Origin of the sequence: Streptomyces sp. NBC_01089, from assembly GCF_045162975.1 — a bacterium.
Lineage (GTDB): Bacteria > Actinomycetota > Actinomycetes > Streptomycetales > Streptomycetaceae > Streptomyces.
In genome coordinates, this window is record NZ_CP108660.1 from 4,480,666 (window position 1) to 4,495,044 (window position 14,379).

Genomic DNA, 14,379 nt, shown 5'->3' on the forward strand with positions numbered 1-14,379 from the left:
TGCAGCTTTCAGCTTTCAGCTCCCGGACCGGGAACTGCCGGTTCAGTCACCCGTGTTGGTCGCCCAGACGGGGCGGTGGGCGTTGTTGTAGATGACGACGTTGCCGTCGTCCTGGATGGCCAGGTAGTCGCCCTTGTGCCAGGTGCCGGACGCCCACACGGGCTCGTTCGCGGAGTTGTAGACGACGAAGTTGCCGTCCTCCTGGAACACGGCGCAGTTCCCGTGCGACCAGGTGTGGGGCGCCTGCCAGACCGGGTGACCGTCCTTGTAGAGGACGAAGTTGCCGTCCGACTGCATGCGGAGGATGGTCCGGCCGTTGCCCGACGTCCATGCGCCGTTCTTACAGATCTGCGCACGCGGCCGGATGATGGTGTCACTGGTGGGACGCGCGGCGGCAACCTTGGTCGCTCCGGCCTGAGTTGTGGCGATGGCGGGAGCCGCGAAGGCACTTCCCGCGCCGAGGATCAGCGTGGCCGATACGGCCGCGACGCAGAGAGAATTACGGAATTTCACCAGATGCTCCTTGGCGCTGACGGGCCACTTGAATAAGTAACCCTCCGTAGCCATAGGTATACAGACCGACTGCTTCGAGCAGAAGATCAGCCCAGGGCATCCACTCCAATGAGCTACGGAGTCGACCTGCGTTGCCGATCATGCGCGCCGGGCGCCGACCTTGTCGGCGTACGGGGAAACAGCAGGTGGGGAGGGGCGTGCGGCGCTATCGGGGCTCGCCGGCCCCGGGCCTGGTGAGTGTGAACCAGACAGCCTTGCGGTCGGGGGTGCAGCCGCCCAGGAGGGTCCATCCCCAGGCGAGCGCGAGCCGGTCGACCAGTAACAGCCCGCGCCCGCACTCCAGTTGGTCGTCCGCACGGGAGGGCGTGAGTACGGGGAGGAACCAGGGCGCGTTGTCCGCCACGGAGACGGTGATCTGCTTGCGGTTGACGCTCGCGTACAGCTGGATCCGGGGTGTACGGGTGTGACGGTGGGCGTTGGTGACCACCTCCGCGACGCAGAGCCTCGCGTCGTCGGTGAGGTCGCGGTGACGGCTCACGGTGAGCAGTGAGGTGACGAAGTCCCGTGCGATGCGTGGTGCGTTGGCGGTGTTGGGCAGGGCGATGCGGTAGAACTCGCCGCCCTGTGGGGGGCGTGGTGCGGCGGGGGCCATGTGGTTCTCCCTGTGCGATGCGATCCGAAACGGGTGCGACGCTCGTGTTGTCCGTGGCGATGGCCACCCGGGCGCGCCGATGTGAACGCGCGCCGAAGTGGCTGCACTTCGGGCGTACCGACGTGCGGCGCGACTGCTGTGATGACGTTAGCGTCTAGGTATCAATTGTTGTATCTGTAGCGATAATCTTTGCTGGAAGTGGACCCCTTCGAGGGACGCGGGCCACACTGGACCCGACAGAGGGAGAGGTCGATGCCACCGAGGAAGCCGCCTACGGCGCGGCAGCGCCGATTGGGTTCCGAGCTGCGCAAGATGCGGGAGCACGCCGGCTTCGCGCCCGCTGAGGCTGCGTCTCTGCTCGGCACGGACCGTACCACCATCAGTAACACTGAATCGGGCCGGTTCGGTGTGAGCAGTACACGGGTGCGTACCTGGGCCGACTGCTATGCGTGCCCCGACCAGGCGTACGTCGATGCGCTTGCCGATATGGCCGAGGAGCGGACGAAGGGTTGGTGGGAGGACTACCGCGGTGAACTGTCCGTGGGCGCACTCGATCTGGCCGAACTGGAGCACCACGCTGTCGGGTTCCGGGCCGTTCAGATTATGCATATGCCGGGCCTGCTCCAGACCGAGGACTACGCCCGGGCGGTGTACGCAGAGGCTCTGCCCGCGCCGACTCCGGCGAACCTCCGCCGTCGTCTTTCGCACCGGCTGAGGCGTCGGGATGTTCTTGATCGCGTGTCCCCGCCCACCTGCACTTTCCTGATCCACGAAGCCGCTCTGCGGATGCAGTACGGCGGCCGGAAGGTCGCAGTCAGGCAGCTCGACCATCTCTTGAAGGAATCCGAACGGGACAACGTCACCGTGCGCGTGATCCCGTTCGCGGCAGGCGGCTTTCCGAATGCCGGTAGTTCGACGCACTATGTGTACGGCCCTGTTCCGCAGCTCGACACCGTGCAGACGGACACCCCGACCGGTTCAGGATTCGTGGATGCCGAGACGCGTCTCCTGAACTTCCGAGCCGTCCTTGACCGGACCGAGGGGCGATCGCTCGATCCGCAGAGTTCAAGGGACTTCATCAACGAAATCGCACAACAAGTATGAAGGCGTGAGAAGTATGGACATTCAGTGGCGAAAGTCTTCCAAGTCGGCGGACGCTGACGGGGACAACTGTCTCGAACTCGCCGTGCACGGAGGCGAGATCCTCCTTCGTGAGAGCGACAATCCCGACGTGGTCATCCACACGTCCCGCAGTAAGCTCCGTGCCTTCCTCGGCGGCGCCAAGGAAGGCGAGTTCGACGACTTGGCCTGAAAAGTCGCCACGGTCGTCCTCGGGCGGCACTTCACCGGCGCAGGTGAAGTGCCGCCCTGCTTTTTGCCTGAGCCGGTGAGTGGGCAGCTCTCACCCGTTAGGGTTCAAACACTTGATACGAGATTCCATATAACGCTAGCTTCGTGATGCGGCGCCGACTGAATGGCCCTTCGGCAGGGCCTCGGCTCGACGCCGCAACTCCCTCTCGATCTGCGTCGATTGAGAGGAGCAAAAGGGGCCGCCCCGCTACCCACGGCTCGTCACGCCGGCAGTGGGCAGGGGGCGGCCCCGACGTCGCGTCGGGAGGCCACATCATGCGCGCACCGCACCCCACCCTGGCCTTCTGGTGCGAGCGGATCACCTACCGGACGCTGGACGCCGACGACGTCGCGGACGTATCGCGGTACGCCACGACCGCACCCGCCGAAGCGATCCGCCGTATCCGTGCCGAGGTACGCGCGCTGGCGTACGCCCTGCCGCCCATCGAGCGCCACCGGGCGCTGAGTTGGGTCGACGGTGGTGGCTGCGTCGGTGCGATGGGGGCGCTGCACCGGGGGGAGCCGTGCGGGTTCTCGCTCAGTCACCAGGGCCGGTGGACCGAATGGTCCGTCCGCCCGTACCTCGAATTCCTCCCGGACGGCCGGGCTCCCATCCCAGTGTGTGGTTGCCCACTCGACCGCGGTACCGGGACGGCCGTACTGTGGGCTCCGAAACGCACCGTACGGAGCACGTGAGAGGAGAGATCGGTATGAGCTGCCTGACGAAGCGCCGCCACATCGACCTCGCCCGCGTCTCCAGTGCCTTCTGTCGCCGCGAAGCCTGACGAGAGCTGAGACCTCCCGCTTCGCGCGCCGCCCGCCTCGGGCCGAGCGTGCACCTGAGTACTGGCCGTACTGCCAACTGCCGTACCGCCACCTGTCGTACCCGGAAACGCCGTACCCGGAAATGAGGGCCCATGGCCACCGTCCTGTCCGTCTCGGGAAGTCCCTCCGCCACTTCCCGTACCGCTCGCCTGCTGCGTCACCTGGACGCCCGGCTCACCGCCCAGGGCCACACGGTCGTCCCGCTCGACGTGCGTACGCTGCCCGCAGGGCCCCTGCTCGGCGCCGACTTCGCGCACCCGGACATCGTCCGCGCCACCGAGCTGTTCGCGTCGGCCGACGGCGTGGTGATCGGAACGCCCGTCTACAAGGCCGCCTACTCCGGCCTCCTGAAGTCCCTGCTCGATCTGCTGCCCCAGTACGCGCTGACGGGGAAGACCGTCCTGCCGCTGGCCACCGGTGGTTCGACCGCGCATGTGCTCGCCATCGACTACGCGCTGCGGCCGGTGCTCTCCTCCATGGGGGCCGCGCACATAGTGCAGGGCTGGTTCGTGCTGGACCGGCACATCACTGTCGCGCCCGACGACACCGTGACCGTCGATCCGGCGGCCGCCCTGGCGCTGGAACAGGTCGTGGACCAGTTCTCCACCGCCCTGGACCGCAGCCCGAGCCTGGCCGCCGCCGGGTGACCGGCCCCCGTACCGTGCGGTCGCGCGGCACAGGGGGCGGGTTGTTACTTGGGCTTGAAGACGTCCTTGATGGCTTCCTTCGCCTTGCGTGCGTCGCCCTTGGTCTCTTCGGTGCGGCCCTCGGCCTGGAGTGATTCGTTGCCCACCGCGTCACCGGCGGCCTTCTTGATCTTTCCCTTGGCCTGCTCGCCCGTGGCCTGTGCCTTTTCGTCCGCAGCCATGATCGTTCACGTCCTGACGTACTCGAAAACAGGGTCAGTCCAGCGCCTGTCCGCAGCATGTCCCTTCAAACGGCCGGGCCCGTGGCCGGACTCACATCCGCCGCCGGCCGACAAAGGGCGCAAACCAGGGGGCTACCTCAGGTACGACTTGCGTTCGGGGGGCGTACACGTGGTGGGATGAGCCGATGCGACCCCCCACACGCATACCCTCGCATCCGCCCAATCCCTACGATGAACTGGCACAACTCAGCGACCCGGAGCCGGGCTTCGAGCCGTACGGCTACGACGAGCGCGACCCCCTCGGTCTGGGGCTCAAGCCCGACCCGGAGGACGGTATCGGCTCCGGCGGCCACACCGGCTACCCGGGCGACACCGCCGACATCGGCGACGACGCCTGGTCGCCGCCCAATCACCGGGCCCGGAGCCGTTTCGCCGCCGTTTCCACCGTAGCGAAGGTCGCCATCGCCGCCCTGGTCTGCACCGGCTTCCTCTTCCTCGCCGACCGCTTCGCCGAGCTGTACGCGCAGGACAAGGCCGCCGAGAAGCTCCAGCAGTCGATGCACCTGGTGACCCGGCCCGAGGTCGACATCCACGGCTTCCCGTTCCTCACCCAGGTGCTCGACAAGCACCTCCAGCGGGTCGACGTGTCCGTGCCCGACGTCCCGGCCGACCGTGTCTCGCTCGCCGAGGTGCACGCCTCCGCCAAGGACATCCGGATCAACGGAGACCTCCCCACCTCCATCAAGGGCGCCGTGGTCGGTTCGATGGACGGCGACGTCTTCCTCTCCTTCGAGGACATGAACCGCGAACTGGGCGCATCCCAGGTCAAGTTCACCGACCTGGGCCATGACTCGGTCAACGTGCGCGGGGGTCTGCCGGTAGCCGGTACGCAGGTACGGGTCAGGGCCCAGGCGCACGTCCAGCGGGACGGCGGCCGGGCGGTCTCCACGACGGTGGACCACATGCGGGTCGACGTCCCCGGTATCGCCACGTACACGCCCGGCAGGGACCGCGCGCACTCCGGGCTGCGGCTCGCCCCCGAGGCGGCCGCCCGGATCGCCCGCGAGAAGAACCACATCAGGGCGCTGCTGTCGGTGCCGTCCGTGGTCGACCGGATCGGCGTACCGCAGAAGCGGGTCAAGCAGGCGCTGCACAGCGACGACGAGCTGCACCGGCTGACCGGGACACCGCGCTTCGCCCATCAGCTGATGCAGGTCAATCTGGTCGACGAGATCGTCGCCCACCCCTGGCTGCTGCAGAAGGCCGGTATCGACCCCAAGCTGATCAGCGCGGTGATGAGCCTGCGCCCGCCGGAGCTCTCCAGCCAGTTCTCGCTCTCCTTCAAGCTGCCCAAGGCCCCCGGCGACATCAGCCTGCGCCATGTGGTGGTGGAGAAGAAGGGGATCAGGGCGGATCTGGCGGGCTCCGGTCTGCACCTGGGCAAGCAGGGCTGAGAACCGCTCGACCGCTGACGTGTACGGGGGCAGGGGCAAGGGGGGGCAGGGGTCAGTGGGCGGTGAGGCCGCCGTCCACCACGAGTTCGGAGCCTGTGACGTACGAGGACTCGTCACCGGCGAGGAACAGCATGGCCGAGGCGACCTCCTCGGCGCGGCCCGCGCGGCGCATGGGGGTGCGCACGATGTCCGGTTGCTGGTCGCCCTGTTCGTCCAGGAGCTCCTGGATCATGGGCGTGGCGATGACACCGGGGTGGATGGAGTTGACCCGTACGCCCCGGCCGGCGTATTCGACGGCGGCTGTCTTGCTCAGCAGACGCACGGCGCCCTTGGACGCCTGGTAGGCGGCGGCCGCTCCGCTGCCCACGATCCCCAGGACGGACGAGGTGTTGATCACCGAGGCGTTGCCGGTGGCGCGGAGCAGGGGCATGGCGGCCCGCATCCCGAGCCAGGTCCCCTTCTGGTTGACGTCGATGACCCGGTCCCAGGCGCCTTCCCTGGTGTCCTCGATGCCGGGCCAGTCCACGATGCCCGCGAGGTTGACGAGTACGTCCAGGGTGCCGAACCGCTCGCGTACGGTGCTGATCACGTCGTCCCACTCCTGGGCGGACGAGACGTCGAGGACCGCGGTCGCCACCTCGCCGCCGGTCTCCTCGATCCGCCGGGCGAGTGCGTCGAGGGGTGCCTGGGTCACATCGGTGATGATCAGGCGTGCGCCTTCGCGGGCGAACAGTTCGGCGGTCGCCGCGCCGATTCCGCCTGTCGCGCCGGTGATCAGTGCGACCTTGCCGTCAAGTCGTTGTCCGGTCATGGTGGTGCGCTTTCCTCTCTCGGTGCGCGGTGCGCGGTGCGCGGTGCGCGGTGCGCGGTGCGCGGTGCGCGGTGCGCGGTGCACGGTTCTTGGTTCTCGGCCTTCGGTTCTTGGTTCTTGGTTCTCGGTCAGGCCGCGGTGAAGCCGCCGTCGGCGGCGACGACCGCGCCGGTCATGAAGCCGGAGCGGGCCGAGGCGAGGAACCCGATGATCTCGGCGATCTCCTCCGGCTGCGCGACGCGGCCCAGCGGGTGGGCGGCGGCGAAGGAGCGCAGGTAGGCGCGGCTGTCGGCGCGGATGTTGTCGAGCATGTCGGTCTCGATCACGCCCGGTGCCACGACGTTGGCCCGGATGTTGTGGGGGCCGCCTTCCAGGGCGATGACCTTCGTCAGCTGGGCCAGGGCCCCCTTCGACGCGGTGTAGGCCGATCCCTCGGGCAGCCCGACCGTGCAGGTGTAGGAGCCGACGTTGACGATCGCCCCGCCTCGTGCGTTCTCGCGCATGGTGCGGAACGCCTCCCGTGCGTGCAGGAACGCGCCGCGGGCGTTGACGGCCATCAGGGAGTCCCAGTCCTCCGCCGTGGTCTCGGTGAACGGCCTGTTCAGCGTCCGCCCCGCGTTGTTGACCAGAATGTCCAGCCCGCCGAAACGCTCCCGGGCCAGTTCCACCGCCCGCAGGGCCGTCTCCTCCCGGGAGACGTCACCGGTCAGGGTGGCCACACCGTCGAACTCCACGGCCAGGTGCTCCACTTCGGGCCTGATGTCCTCGGCCAGAACCCGCACGCCCCGGGCGTGCAGCCATGCCACGGTGGCTCTGCCGACACCACGCGCGGCGCCGGTGACCACCGCCACCGTGCCGCTCAGGCCGTCGTCGTCCACGGACGTGGTGTGCCGTCCGGTGTCTGTCGTCGTCATCACGATCTCTGCTCTCCCTGCGCGTCTTCCCCCGTGCCGCCCCTCGCCCCGGCCGAGTCTGGGCGCCCCGCCGGCCTCCGGCCAGGGCGTGTGCTGCCTGGGTGCCGCACACCCAGGCAGCGCCCAGGACGGCGCCCTAACCTGGAGATATGTCTGACAACGCACTGGGAGACTTCCTGCGCGCCCGGCGATCCGGCCTGCGGCCCGAAGACGTCGGCATGGTGAGCTACGGCGTACGCAGGGTCGCCGGGCTGCGGCGCGAGGAGGTCGCGGTGCTGGCCGGAGTGAACGCCGACTACTACACCCGGCTCGAACAGGGCCGTGAGCGCCACCCGTCCGCCCAGGTCATCGACGCCCTCAGCCGGGCCCTGCACCTCGACAGCGACGCCCGCGCACACGCCTGCCGGCTGGCCGGCACCGCACCCGCCGACCGGCCGGCCCAGCAGCGCGACACGGTCAGCCCGGCACTGCGCCGGCTCATGGACGGCTACCCCCACACCCCCGCGTTCGTCCTCAACACCACCCTGGACATCCTGGCGGGCAACGCCCTGGCCGAGGCCCTGTACTCGCCCTTCGACCCCGCGGACAACCTCGCCCGCATGACCTTCGTCGACCCCGCGGGCCGGGACTTCTACACCCGCTGGGAGTGGAGCGCACAGGCCACCGTGGCCAACCTGCGCCAGGCCGCGGGCCTCGATCCCGACAACCCCAGGCTGCTCGCGCTCATCGGCTCACTGACCGCGCAGAGCGCCGACTTCTCCGCCCTGTGGCAGGCCCACTCCGTACGCGGCAAGACCCAGGAGGCCAAACACCTCGACCACCCCGACGTCGGCCCGCTCACCCTCACCTACCAAGCCTTCGACGTACGGGACGCCCCCGGCCAGCAACTCGTCATCTACCACGCCGAACCCGGCAGCCCCAGCGCCCAGGCGCTCTCCCTGCTCGGCACCATCGACGCCACCCGACGGCAGGCAGCGCGGGGAAAACCGCGCGCGTAGGTACAGGTCGTCACTCGCCGGGCGTCTCCCCGGGCGTCTCCCCGGGCGCCGGGGGCTCCTCCGGTGGCGGTGTCGCGGCGCCCGGGATCCGGATGACCGCCTCCGTGCCGCCGCCCTGCGCCGGGTTGAGCGCGATGTCGCCGCCGGACTGCTGGACCGTACGGGCCACGATGGACAGGCCGAGGCCCGAGCCGGGCAGGGAACGCGCCGACGGGGACCGCCAGAACCGCTCGAAGACGTACGGGAGATCGTCGGCGGGAATGCCCGGCCCGTGGTCCCGTACGGAGAGCCGGCCATCGGCCAGGACGACATCGATGGTCCCGCCGGGCGGGCTGAACTTCACCGCGTTGTCCAGGACGTTGATCACGGCCCGCTCCAGCGCCGCCGGTTCGGCCTGCACGTACCAGGGCCCGAGGTCGGCGGTGATGGTCAGCTCGGGGCCGCGCAGCCGCGCCCGGTCCAGGGCCGACCGGGCGATGTCGTGCAGCGCGACCACGTCCAGGGTCTCCGGCGCATGGGCGGCATCGGGGCGGGACAGCTCCTGCAAGTCACCGATGAGCGCGGCCAGTTCGGTCATCTGTGCCTTGACCGATGCCATCAGGGCCTTGCGGTCGTCCGGCGGGATGGGGCGGCCGGTCTCCTCGCTGCGGGCGAGCAGCTCGATGTTGGTGCGCAGCGAGGTGAGCGGGGTGCGCAGCTCGTGCCCCGCGTCCGCGATGAGCTGCGCCTGACGGTCGCGGGAGTCGCCGAGCGCGGCGGTCATCGAGTTGAAGGAGCGGGAGAGCCGGGCGATCTCGTCCTCGCCCTCGACCGGGATACGGACGGTCAGGTCCTCCGTGCGGGCCACATGCTCGACGGCCTCGGTCAGTTCGTCGACCGGCTTGAGCCCGGCCCGCGCGATCCACAGACCGGCGGCGCCCGCGCCGAGGACTCCGATGCCGGAGACGGCGAGGAGGAGCAGGGCCAGCTCGTTGAGCGTCTTGCGGGTGTCGTCCAGCGGGTAGGCGACCATCTGCACGATGCCCTGGTAGGGCACGCCCGGGTCGGCGTACACATGCGCCGTGAGGACGCGGACGGCGCGCCCGTCGGAGTCGGTGCCGTTGCGGTACTTGGCGATCTCGGTTCTGCCCGACTTCGCCAGTGTCTTGTCGCTCTCGGTGACCTTCACCGTGGCGGGGCCGCCGGTCAGACAGGTCGTGCCGTCGGACTGCACCAGCTGGGAGTACGAGAGGGAGGGCTGCTGGCCGAAGCTGCCGTTGTGCTGCGGCGGCTGGCAACTGTCCAGGACACTGCGCAGGGTCGAGGGCGGGACGGTCTTGGTGGTGATCTGCCCGGCGAGCCTGGCGTCGATCTCGTCGTACAGCTTCCCCTGCACCAGGAACCAGCAGATCACCGAGACGACGGCCACCGCGAACGCCACCGCGGCAGCCGTCAGCATGGCCAGCCGGGAGCGCAGCGGAAGCCGCTGGAACCAGCGCACGGGCCGGCTGGATCTCACTCGGCGCTCCCGGTCCGCAGCGCGTACCCCACGCCCCGCACCGTGTGCACGAGGCGCGGTTCGCCACCGGCCTCCGTCTTGCGGCGGAGGTACATCACGTACACATCGAGCGAGTTGGACGACGGCTCGAAGTCGAAGCCCCACACCGCCTTGAGGATCTGCTCCCGGGTGAGCACCTGGCGCGGGTGCGCCAGGAACATCTCGAGGAGGGTGAACTCGGTACGGGTCAGCTCCACCCGCCGCTGTCCGCGCACCACATCACGCGTCGAGAGGTCCATCCGCAGGTCGGCGAAGGACAGCACGTTGTCGTCCGGGACCTCGCCCGCGGTCGCCGCGTACGAACTGCGCCGCAGCAGGGCGCGGATGCGGGCGAACAGCTCGTCCAGCTCGAACGGCTTGACCAGGTAGTCGTCGGCGCCCGCGTCGAGTCCGGTCACCCGGTCGCCGACGGTGTCGCGGGCGGTGAGCATCAGGATCGGGGTCGTCGACCCCGAAGCGCGCAGCCTGCGGGCCGCGGTCAGTCCGTCCATGCGGGGCATCTGGATGTCGAGGACGATGAGGTCGGGCTCGTACGGGCCCGCCTTGGTCAGCGCGTCCAGACCGTCGACGGCGACCTCCGTCCCGTACCCCTCGAAGGCGAGACTGCGGCGCAGCGCCTCGCGTACGGCGGGCTCGTCGTCGACGATCAGGATGCGCTGCTGGTCGTGGCCGTCCTCGGCGGGGCTCATCGGTTCTCTGTCCTCGTTCGCTGGCGGGGCGTCGGTTTTCGTGTGGCGTCCCTCAGCCTCGCACGGCGGACCGGCGGCGGCGTGCGGCACGCCCCTTGGGGCGGGCGGCGGAGGCCGGCGCCGAGGTCGCTGCGGCGCGCACCTCGGGGGCCCGCGCCGCGGCCTGTCCTGGCCGGGTGGCCTGTTCCGGCTGCCCGGGCTGCCCGGGCTGTCCTGGCCGGCCGGTCCGGCCGTTCCGGTCTGTCCGGCCGGTCTGCTCGGTCTGCTCGGCCTGGGACTGCACCAGTGCCAGGGCGAGTCCGAGGTCGGCGGGACTGCTCCAGGAGACCGCGGTCAGCAGGGCGTGCCTGGCTCGGTTGACGGTGACAGTGACGGTCACGGGGCCCTCCGGGGGGACGGCCGGCGCGGTGGGTGCGCCGGCGGGTGGCAGGTCCTGTCCGGTCGGTCTTGGTGGGCCCGGGCCGCCTTGCGAGGCACCGCACCGGACGCCGTGGGCCGATCCACGAAGACCGACCGGACAGGCACTAGCTGTTGGTGCCGCCCGCCCTCAGGTGGGCGAGGTCGGCCTTGACGGTGTTGATCGGGATGGCGAAGCCGAGCCCCACGCTCCCGGCGTCGCTCGAACTGTCGCTGTTCTGCGAACTGGCCGAGTACATCGCCGAGTTGATGCCGATGATCTCGCCGTTCATATTGATCAGCGCACCGCCGGAGTTGCCGGGGTTGAGCGAGGCGTCGGTCTGGAGCGCCTTGTACGTGGTGGTGGAGTCGCCGGTGTCGCCGTTGAACTGCTGCCCGCCGAACTGGAACGGCCAGTTCCCGTCGCCGCCGCCTTGCTGCCCGTAGCCCTGGCCGCCCTGCCCCTGGCCGTCCTGGCCCTGGTCCTGGCCCTGCCCCTGGCTCTCTTCCTTGGCGACGGTGACGTCCCGGTTCAGCGCCGAGATGATGCCGCTGGTGACGGTGCCGGTCAGGCCCTCGGGGGAGCCGATCGCGACGACCTGGTCGCCGACCGCCACGTCGGACGAGTCGCCGAGCGAGGCGGGCTTGAGGCCGGAAGCGCCGTCCACCTTGATGAGCGCCAGGTCCTTGTCGGGGTCGGTGCCGACGACCTTCGCGGTGTACGTCTTGCCGTCGCTCAGGGAGACCTTGACCGAGTCGGCACCGGAGATGACGTGGTTGTTGGTGACGATCTCACCGGCGGCGGTGACTATCACGCCTGCCCCGGTGGACTGCCCGGCCGATGAGGTCGCCTTGACCTCGACGATGCTCGGCGAGACGGCCTGGGCGACACCGGAGACCGTGCCCTTGCTCGACTGCGAGACGGTGGTGCCGGAGACGGTGCCCGCAGGGTTGGCCCCGTTGCTGCCGTTGTCCATCAGGGACTCGGCGAGCGCCGCCGAACCGCCGCCAATGACCGCGGCGACGATGGCGACAGCGGCGAGGAGGGCGACCGGCCGCTTGGCGCGCTTGGGCTTGATGTGATCCGCCGGGGCGGCCGGAGCCGGGGGCGGCCAGGCCGCCGAGGGCTGGTGTGCGGGCGGCGGCGGGTAGGACCGGGCCGCGTACGCATCGTCCTGCTGCGGGTTGGGGTACTGCTCCGGGTTCTCGGTCATGTCTCATAGCCTTGCCACCGACCATGAGAGTTTCCTGAGTGCCCGCTGAGAAGCCCGACAGAACCCCGTATGCCCGATATAAAGGCCCGCCGCCCCTCCCGACATCCCTACGGGCGGGCGGGGTTGGTCCGGACAGCCGGACGGGGTCGGTCCGGCCCGCGAGGGCAGGACGCGCGGGCGGAACCGTCAGCCGCAGCCGCAGGAACGGCGCACGACCAGCGCCGAGGGGAACTGCTTCAGCCGCTCCCGCCGCGACCCCGCGACCCGCAGCGCGTCGTCCAGTACGAGATCGACCGCGGAGCGCGCCATCGCCGGGCGGTCCGAGTACACCGTCGTCAGCGGCGGGTCCGTGAGGGCCGCCTCCTTGACGTCGTCGAAACCGGCCACGGCCAGCTCGGTCGGCACATCGATCCGCAGCTCCCGGGCGGCCCGCAGGACACCGATGGCCTGGTCGTCGGTCGAGCAGAAGATCGCCGGCGGCCGGTCGGGGCCGGCGAGCAGCTTCAGCGCCACCTGGTAGGCGTCGTAGCGGTTGTACGGGGCCTCGAAGAGCCTGCCTTCGACGGAGCGGCCCGACTCCTGCATCGCGCGCCGCCAGCCCTCGACGTGGTCGGCGACCGGGTCACCGACGGAGGGCGTCGACTCGACGCCGCCCAGGCAGGCCACGTACGCGTAGCCGTGCTCCAGGAGGTGGCGGGTGGCGAGCTGGGCGCCGCCGACGTCGTCCGTGACCACCGCGACGTCGTCGATCGCCTCGGGCCGCTCGTGCAGCAGCACCACCCGGGCGTCCCACGCCTCTATCTCGGCGGCCGCGCGCTCGCTCATGCCCTGGCTGACCAGGATCAGACCGGAGACGCGCATCCCGAGGAAGGCCCGCAGATAGTGGACCTCGCGCTCGTCGACGTAGTCGGAATTGCCGACCAGCACCATCTTTCCGCGCTCGGCCGCGGCCTGCTCGACCGCGTGCGCCATCTCCGCGAAGAAGGGCTGCCGGGCGTCCGGCACGATCATCCCTATGAGATCGGTGCGCCGTGAGGCCATGGCCTGAGCCACCCGGTCCGGCCGGTACCCCAGCTCCTTGATCGCGTTGACTACCCGCTCGCGCGTGGCCGGGGCGACCGGCCTCGGTCCGTTGTTGATGACATAGCTGACGACCGCGGTCGAAGTCCCCGCCAGTCGCGCCACATCGTCCCGCGTCACCTTGGCCACGCGCGGCAGTCTACGCGGATGGACCTGCTGGTGGACCTACCGTTTTACGGGCCGGACCGCGGGCTCCGTCGAGTCCGCCGTGTCCTCCGTCCGGGTCAGTGCCCCGGCCGCCCGCTCGGCGGCCCTGGCCTGCGCTTCCTCGGCGGCGCGCTCCACCTTCTCGGGGGTGACGAAGCGGTAGCCGACGTTACGGACGGTCCCGATCAGCGACTCGTGCTCGGGGCCCAGCTTGGCGCGCAGCCGGCGTACGTGGACGTCGACCGTGCGCGTACCGCCGAAGTAGTCGTACCCCCAGACCTCCTGGAGCAGCTGGGCCCGGGTGAAGACCCGGCCAGGGTGCTGCGCGAGGTACTTGATCAGTTCGAACTCCTTGAAGGTCAGGTCCAGGACCCGGCCCTTGAGCTTCGCGCTGTACGTCGTCTCGTCGACCGAGAGGTCGCCGATCCGGATCTCGGTCGGGGAGTCGTCCGATGTGATCTGCTGGCGGCCGGTCGCGAGCCGCAGCCGCGCCTCGACCTCGGCCGGGCCCGCGGTGTCGAGCAGGACGTCGTCCACTCCCCAGTCCGCCGTGACGGCCGCGAGGCCGCCCTCGGTGACGACGAGGACCAGCGGACAGCCGGGCCCCGTGGAGTGCAGCAGCTGACAGAGGCTGCGCACCTGGGGCAGGTCCCGGCGCCCGTCCACGAGGATCACGTCGGCCCCCGGGGTGTCGATGAGCGCCGGACCCTCGGCGGGAGCGACCCGCACGCTGTGCAGCAGAAGTCCGAGCGCGGGCAGCACCTCCGTCGACGGCTGGAGGGCGTTGGTCAGGAGCAGCAGAGAACTCATTGCGCTCCACCTGCCGTGGTCGTCATACGGTCGTGCATATTTCGCTCGCCCATTACGTCGGTTCCTCCTCGGTCCCTGCGATGGGGCACTGCTTTTTTCTGCGCTCAGCTTTTCTCTGCGC

At 69.9% G+C, this 14,379-nt stretch carries 18 protein-coding genes; 7 read left to right on the forward strand and 11 right to left on the reverse strand.

All coding sequences use genetic code 11. The features are described from left to right. Window positions 1-42 precede the first annotated feature (42 nt). On the reverse strand, window positions 43-513 hold the full coding sequence (locus tag OG510_RS19965; RefSeq protein ID WP_406138458.1) for a hypothetical protein: 471 nt from the start codon (window positions 511-513) through the stop codon (window positions 43-45). Between the two features lie 205 nt (window positions 514-718). Next, on the reverse strand, window positions 719-1,165 hold the full coding sequence (locus OG510_RS19970) for an ATP-binding protein (protein WP_406138460.1): 447 nt from the start codon (window positions 1,163-1,165) through the stop codon (window positions 719-721). A gap of 252 nt (window positions 1,166-1,417) precedes the next feature. On the opposite strand from OG510_RS19970, the gene OG510_RS19975 reads away from it, so the two are divergent. From OG510_RS19975 to ssuE, 5 genes are all read left to right on the forward strand, one after another. After that, a complete protein-coding gene (locus OG510_RS19975; RefSeq protein WP_406138462.1) occupies window positions 1,418-2,269 on the forward strand; it encodes a Scr1 family TA system antitoxin-like transcriptional regulator in 852 nt (283 codons plus the stop codon). Between the two features lie 13 nt (window positions 2,270-2,282). After that, window positions 2,283-2,477 (forward strand): DUF397 domain-containing protein, encoded by a 195-nt coding sequence (locus OG510_RS19980; protein ID WP_406138463.1) that lies wholly within the window; start codon window positions 2,283-2,285, stop codon window positions 2,475-2,477. A 314-nt stretch (window positions 2,478-2,791) separates the two neighbouring features. Next, window positions 2,792-3,211 (forward strand): hypothetical protein, encoded by a 420-nt coding sequence (locus tag OG510_RS19985; protein ID WP_406138465.1) that lies wholly within the window; start codon window positions 2,792-2,794, stop codon window positions 3,209-3,211. Between the two features lie 14 nt (window positions 3,212-3,225). Next, the gene (locus OG510_RS19990) at window positions 3,226-3,300 is read left to right on the forward strand and encodes a putative leader peptide (RefSeq protein ID WP_356828300.1); all 75 of its coding nucleotides are present in this window, start codon (window positions 3,226-3,228) and stop codon (window positions 3,298-3,300) included. Window positions 3,301-3,432: 132 nt separating this feature from the next. Next, entirely contained in the window at window positions 3,433-3,987 is a 555-nt protein-coding gene (gene ssuE / locus OG510_RS19995) for an NADPH-dependent FMN reductase (protein WP_406138466.1), read from the forward strand. A gap of 44 nt (window positions 3,988-4,031) precedes the next feature. Here the strand turns inward: ssuE and OG510_RS20000 are convergent, their stop codons facing one another. Then, window positions 4,032-4,208, reverse strand: a complete 177-nt coding sequence (locus OG510_RS20000) for a CsbD family protein (protein ID WP_406138468.1) — start codon at window positions 4,206-4,208, stop codon at window positions 4,032-4,034. A gap of 185 nt (window positions 4,209-4,393) precedes the next feature. On the opposite strand from OG510_RS20000, the gene OG510_RS20005 reads away from it, so the two are divergent. Then, complete coding sequence (locus OG510_RS20005; protein WP_406138469.1) at window positions 4,394-5,662, forward strand: DUF2993 domain-containing protein; 1,269 nt, start codon at window positions 4,394-4,396, stop codon at window positions 5,660-5,662. Window positions 5,663-5,714: 52 nt separating this feature from the next. Here the strand turns inward: OG510_RS20005 and OG510_RS20010 are convergent, their stop codons facing one another. Together OG510_RS20010 and OG510_RS20015 are read right to left on the reverse strand one after the other, a co-directional pair. Next, on the reverse strand, window positions 5,715-6,473 hold the full coding sequence (locus OG510_RS20010) for an SDR family NAD(P)-dependent oxidoreductase (RefSeq protein ID WP_406138470.1): 759 nt from the start codon (window positions 6,471-6,473) through the stop codon (window positions 5,715-5,717). 128 nt (window positions 6,474-6,601) lie between these two features. After that, window positions 6,602-7,387: an SDR family NAD(P)-dependent oxidoreductase gene (locus OG510_RS20015; protein ID WP_406138471.1), complete on the reverse strand. Its 786-nt coding sequence runs from the start codon at window positions 7,385-7,387 to the stop codon at window positions 6,602-6,604. 149 nt (window positions 7,388-7,536) lie between these two features. Here OG510_RS20015 and OG510_RS20020 point away from each other — a divergent pair, with 149 nt between their 5' ends. Next, window positions 7,537-8,385: a helix-turn-helix transcriptional regulator gene (locus tag OG510_RS20020; RefSeq protein ID WP_406138473.1), complete on the forward strand. Its 849-nt coding sequence runs from the start codon at window positions 7,537-7,539 to the stop codon at window positions 8,383-8,385. A 10-nt stretch (window positions 8,386-8,395) separates the two neighbouring features. Here the strand turns inward: OG510_RS20020 and OG510_RS20025 are convergent, their stop codons facing one another. From OG510_RS20025 to OG510_RS20050, 6 genes are all read right to left on the reverse strand, one after another. Beyond that, window positions 8,396-9,823 (reverse strand): sensor histidine kinase, encoded by a 1,428-nt coding sequence (locus tag OG510_RS20025; RefSeq protein ID WP_406142463.1) that lies wholly within the window; start codon window positions 9,821-9,823, stop codon window positions 8,396-8,398. Window positions 9,824-9,879: 56 nt separating this feature from the next. Further along, a complete protein-coding gene (locus tag OG510_RS20030) occupies window positions 9,880-10,611 on the reverse strand; it encodes a response regulator transcription factor (protein WP_406138474.1) in 732 nt (243 codons plus the stop codon). 52 nt (window positions 10,612-10,663) lie between these two features. Beyond that, window positions 10,664-10,990 carry a hypothetical protein gene (locus OG510_RS20035; protein ID WP_406138476.1) on the reverse strand — a complete coding sequence of 109 codons (327 nt, stop codon included), beginning with the start codon at window positions 10,988-10,990 and terminating at the stop codon, window positions 10,664-10,666. Between the two features lie 145 nt (window positions 10,991-11,135). After that, a complete protein-coding gene (locus OG510_RS20040) occupies window positions 11,136-12,221 on the reverse strand; it encodes a S1C family serine protease (protein ID WP_406138477.1) in 1,086 nt (361 codons plus the stop codon). Window positions 12,222-12,407: 186 nt separating this feature from the next. Beyond that, window positions 12,408-13,430, reverse strand: a complete 1,023-nt coding sequence (locus OG510_RS20045) for a LacI family DNA-binding transcriptional regulator (protein WP_164264377.1) — start codon at window positions 13,428-13,430, stop codon at window positions 12,408-12,410. A gap of 36 nt (window positions 13,431-13,466) precedes the next feature. Continuing rightward, window positions 13,467-14,258 (reverse strand): winged-helix domain-containing protein, encoded by a 792-nt coding sequence (locus OG510_RS20050; RefSeq protein ID WP_406138479.1) that lies wholly within the window; start codon window positions 14,256-14,258, stop codon window positions 13,467-13,469. Window positions 14,259-14,379 lie beyond the last annotated feature (121 nt).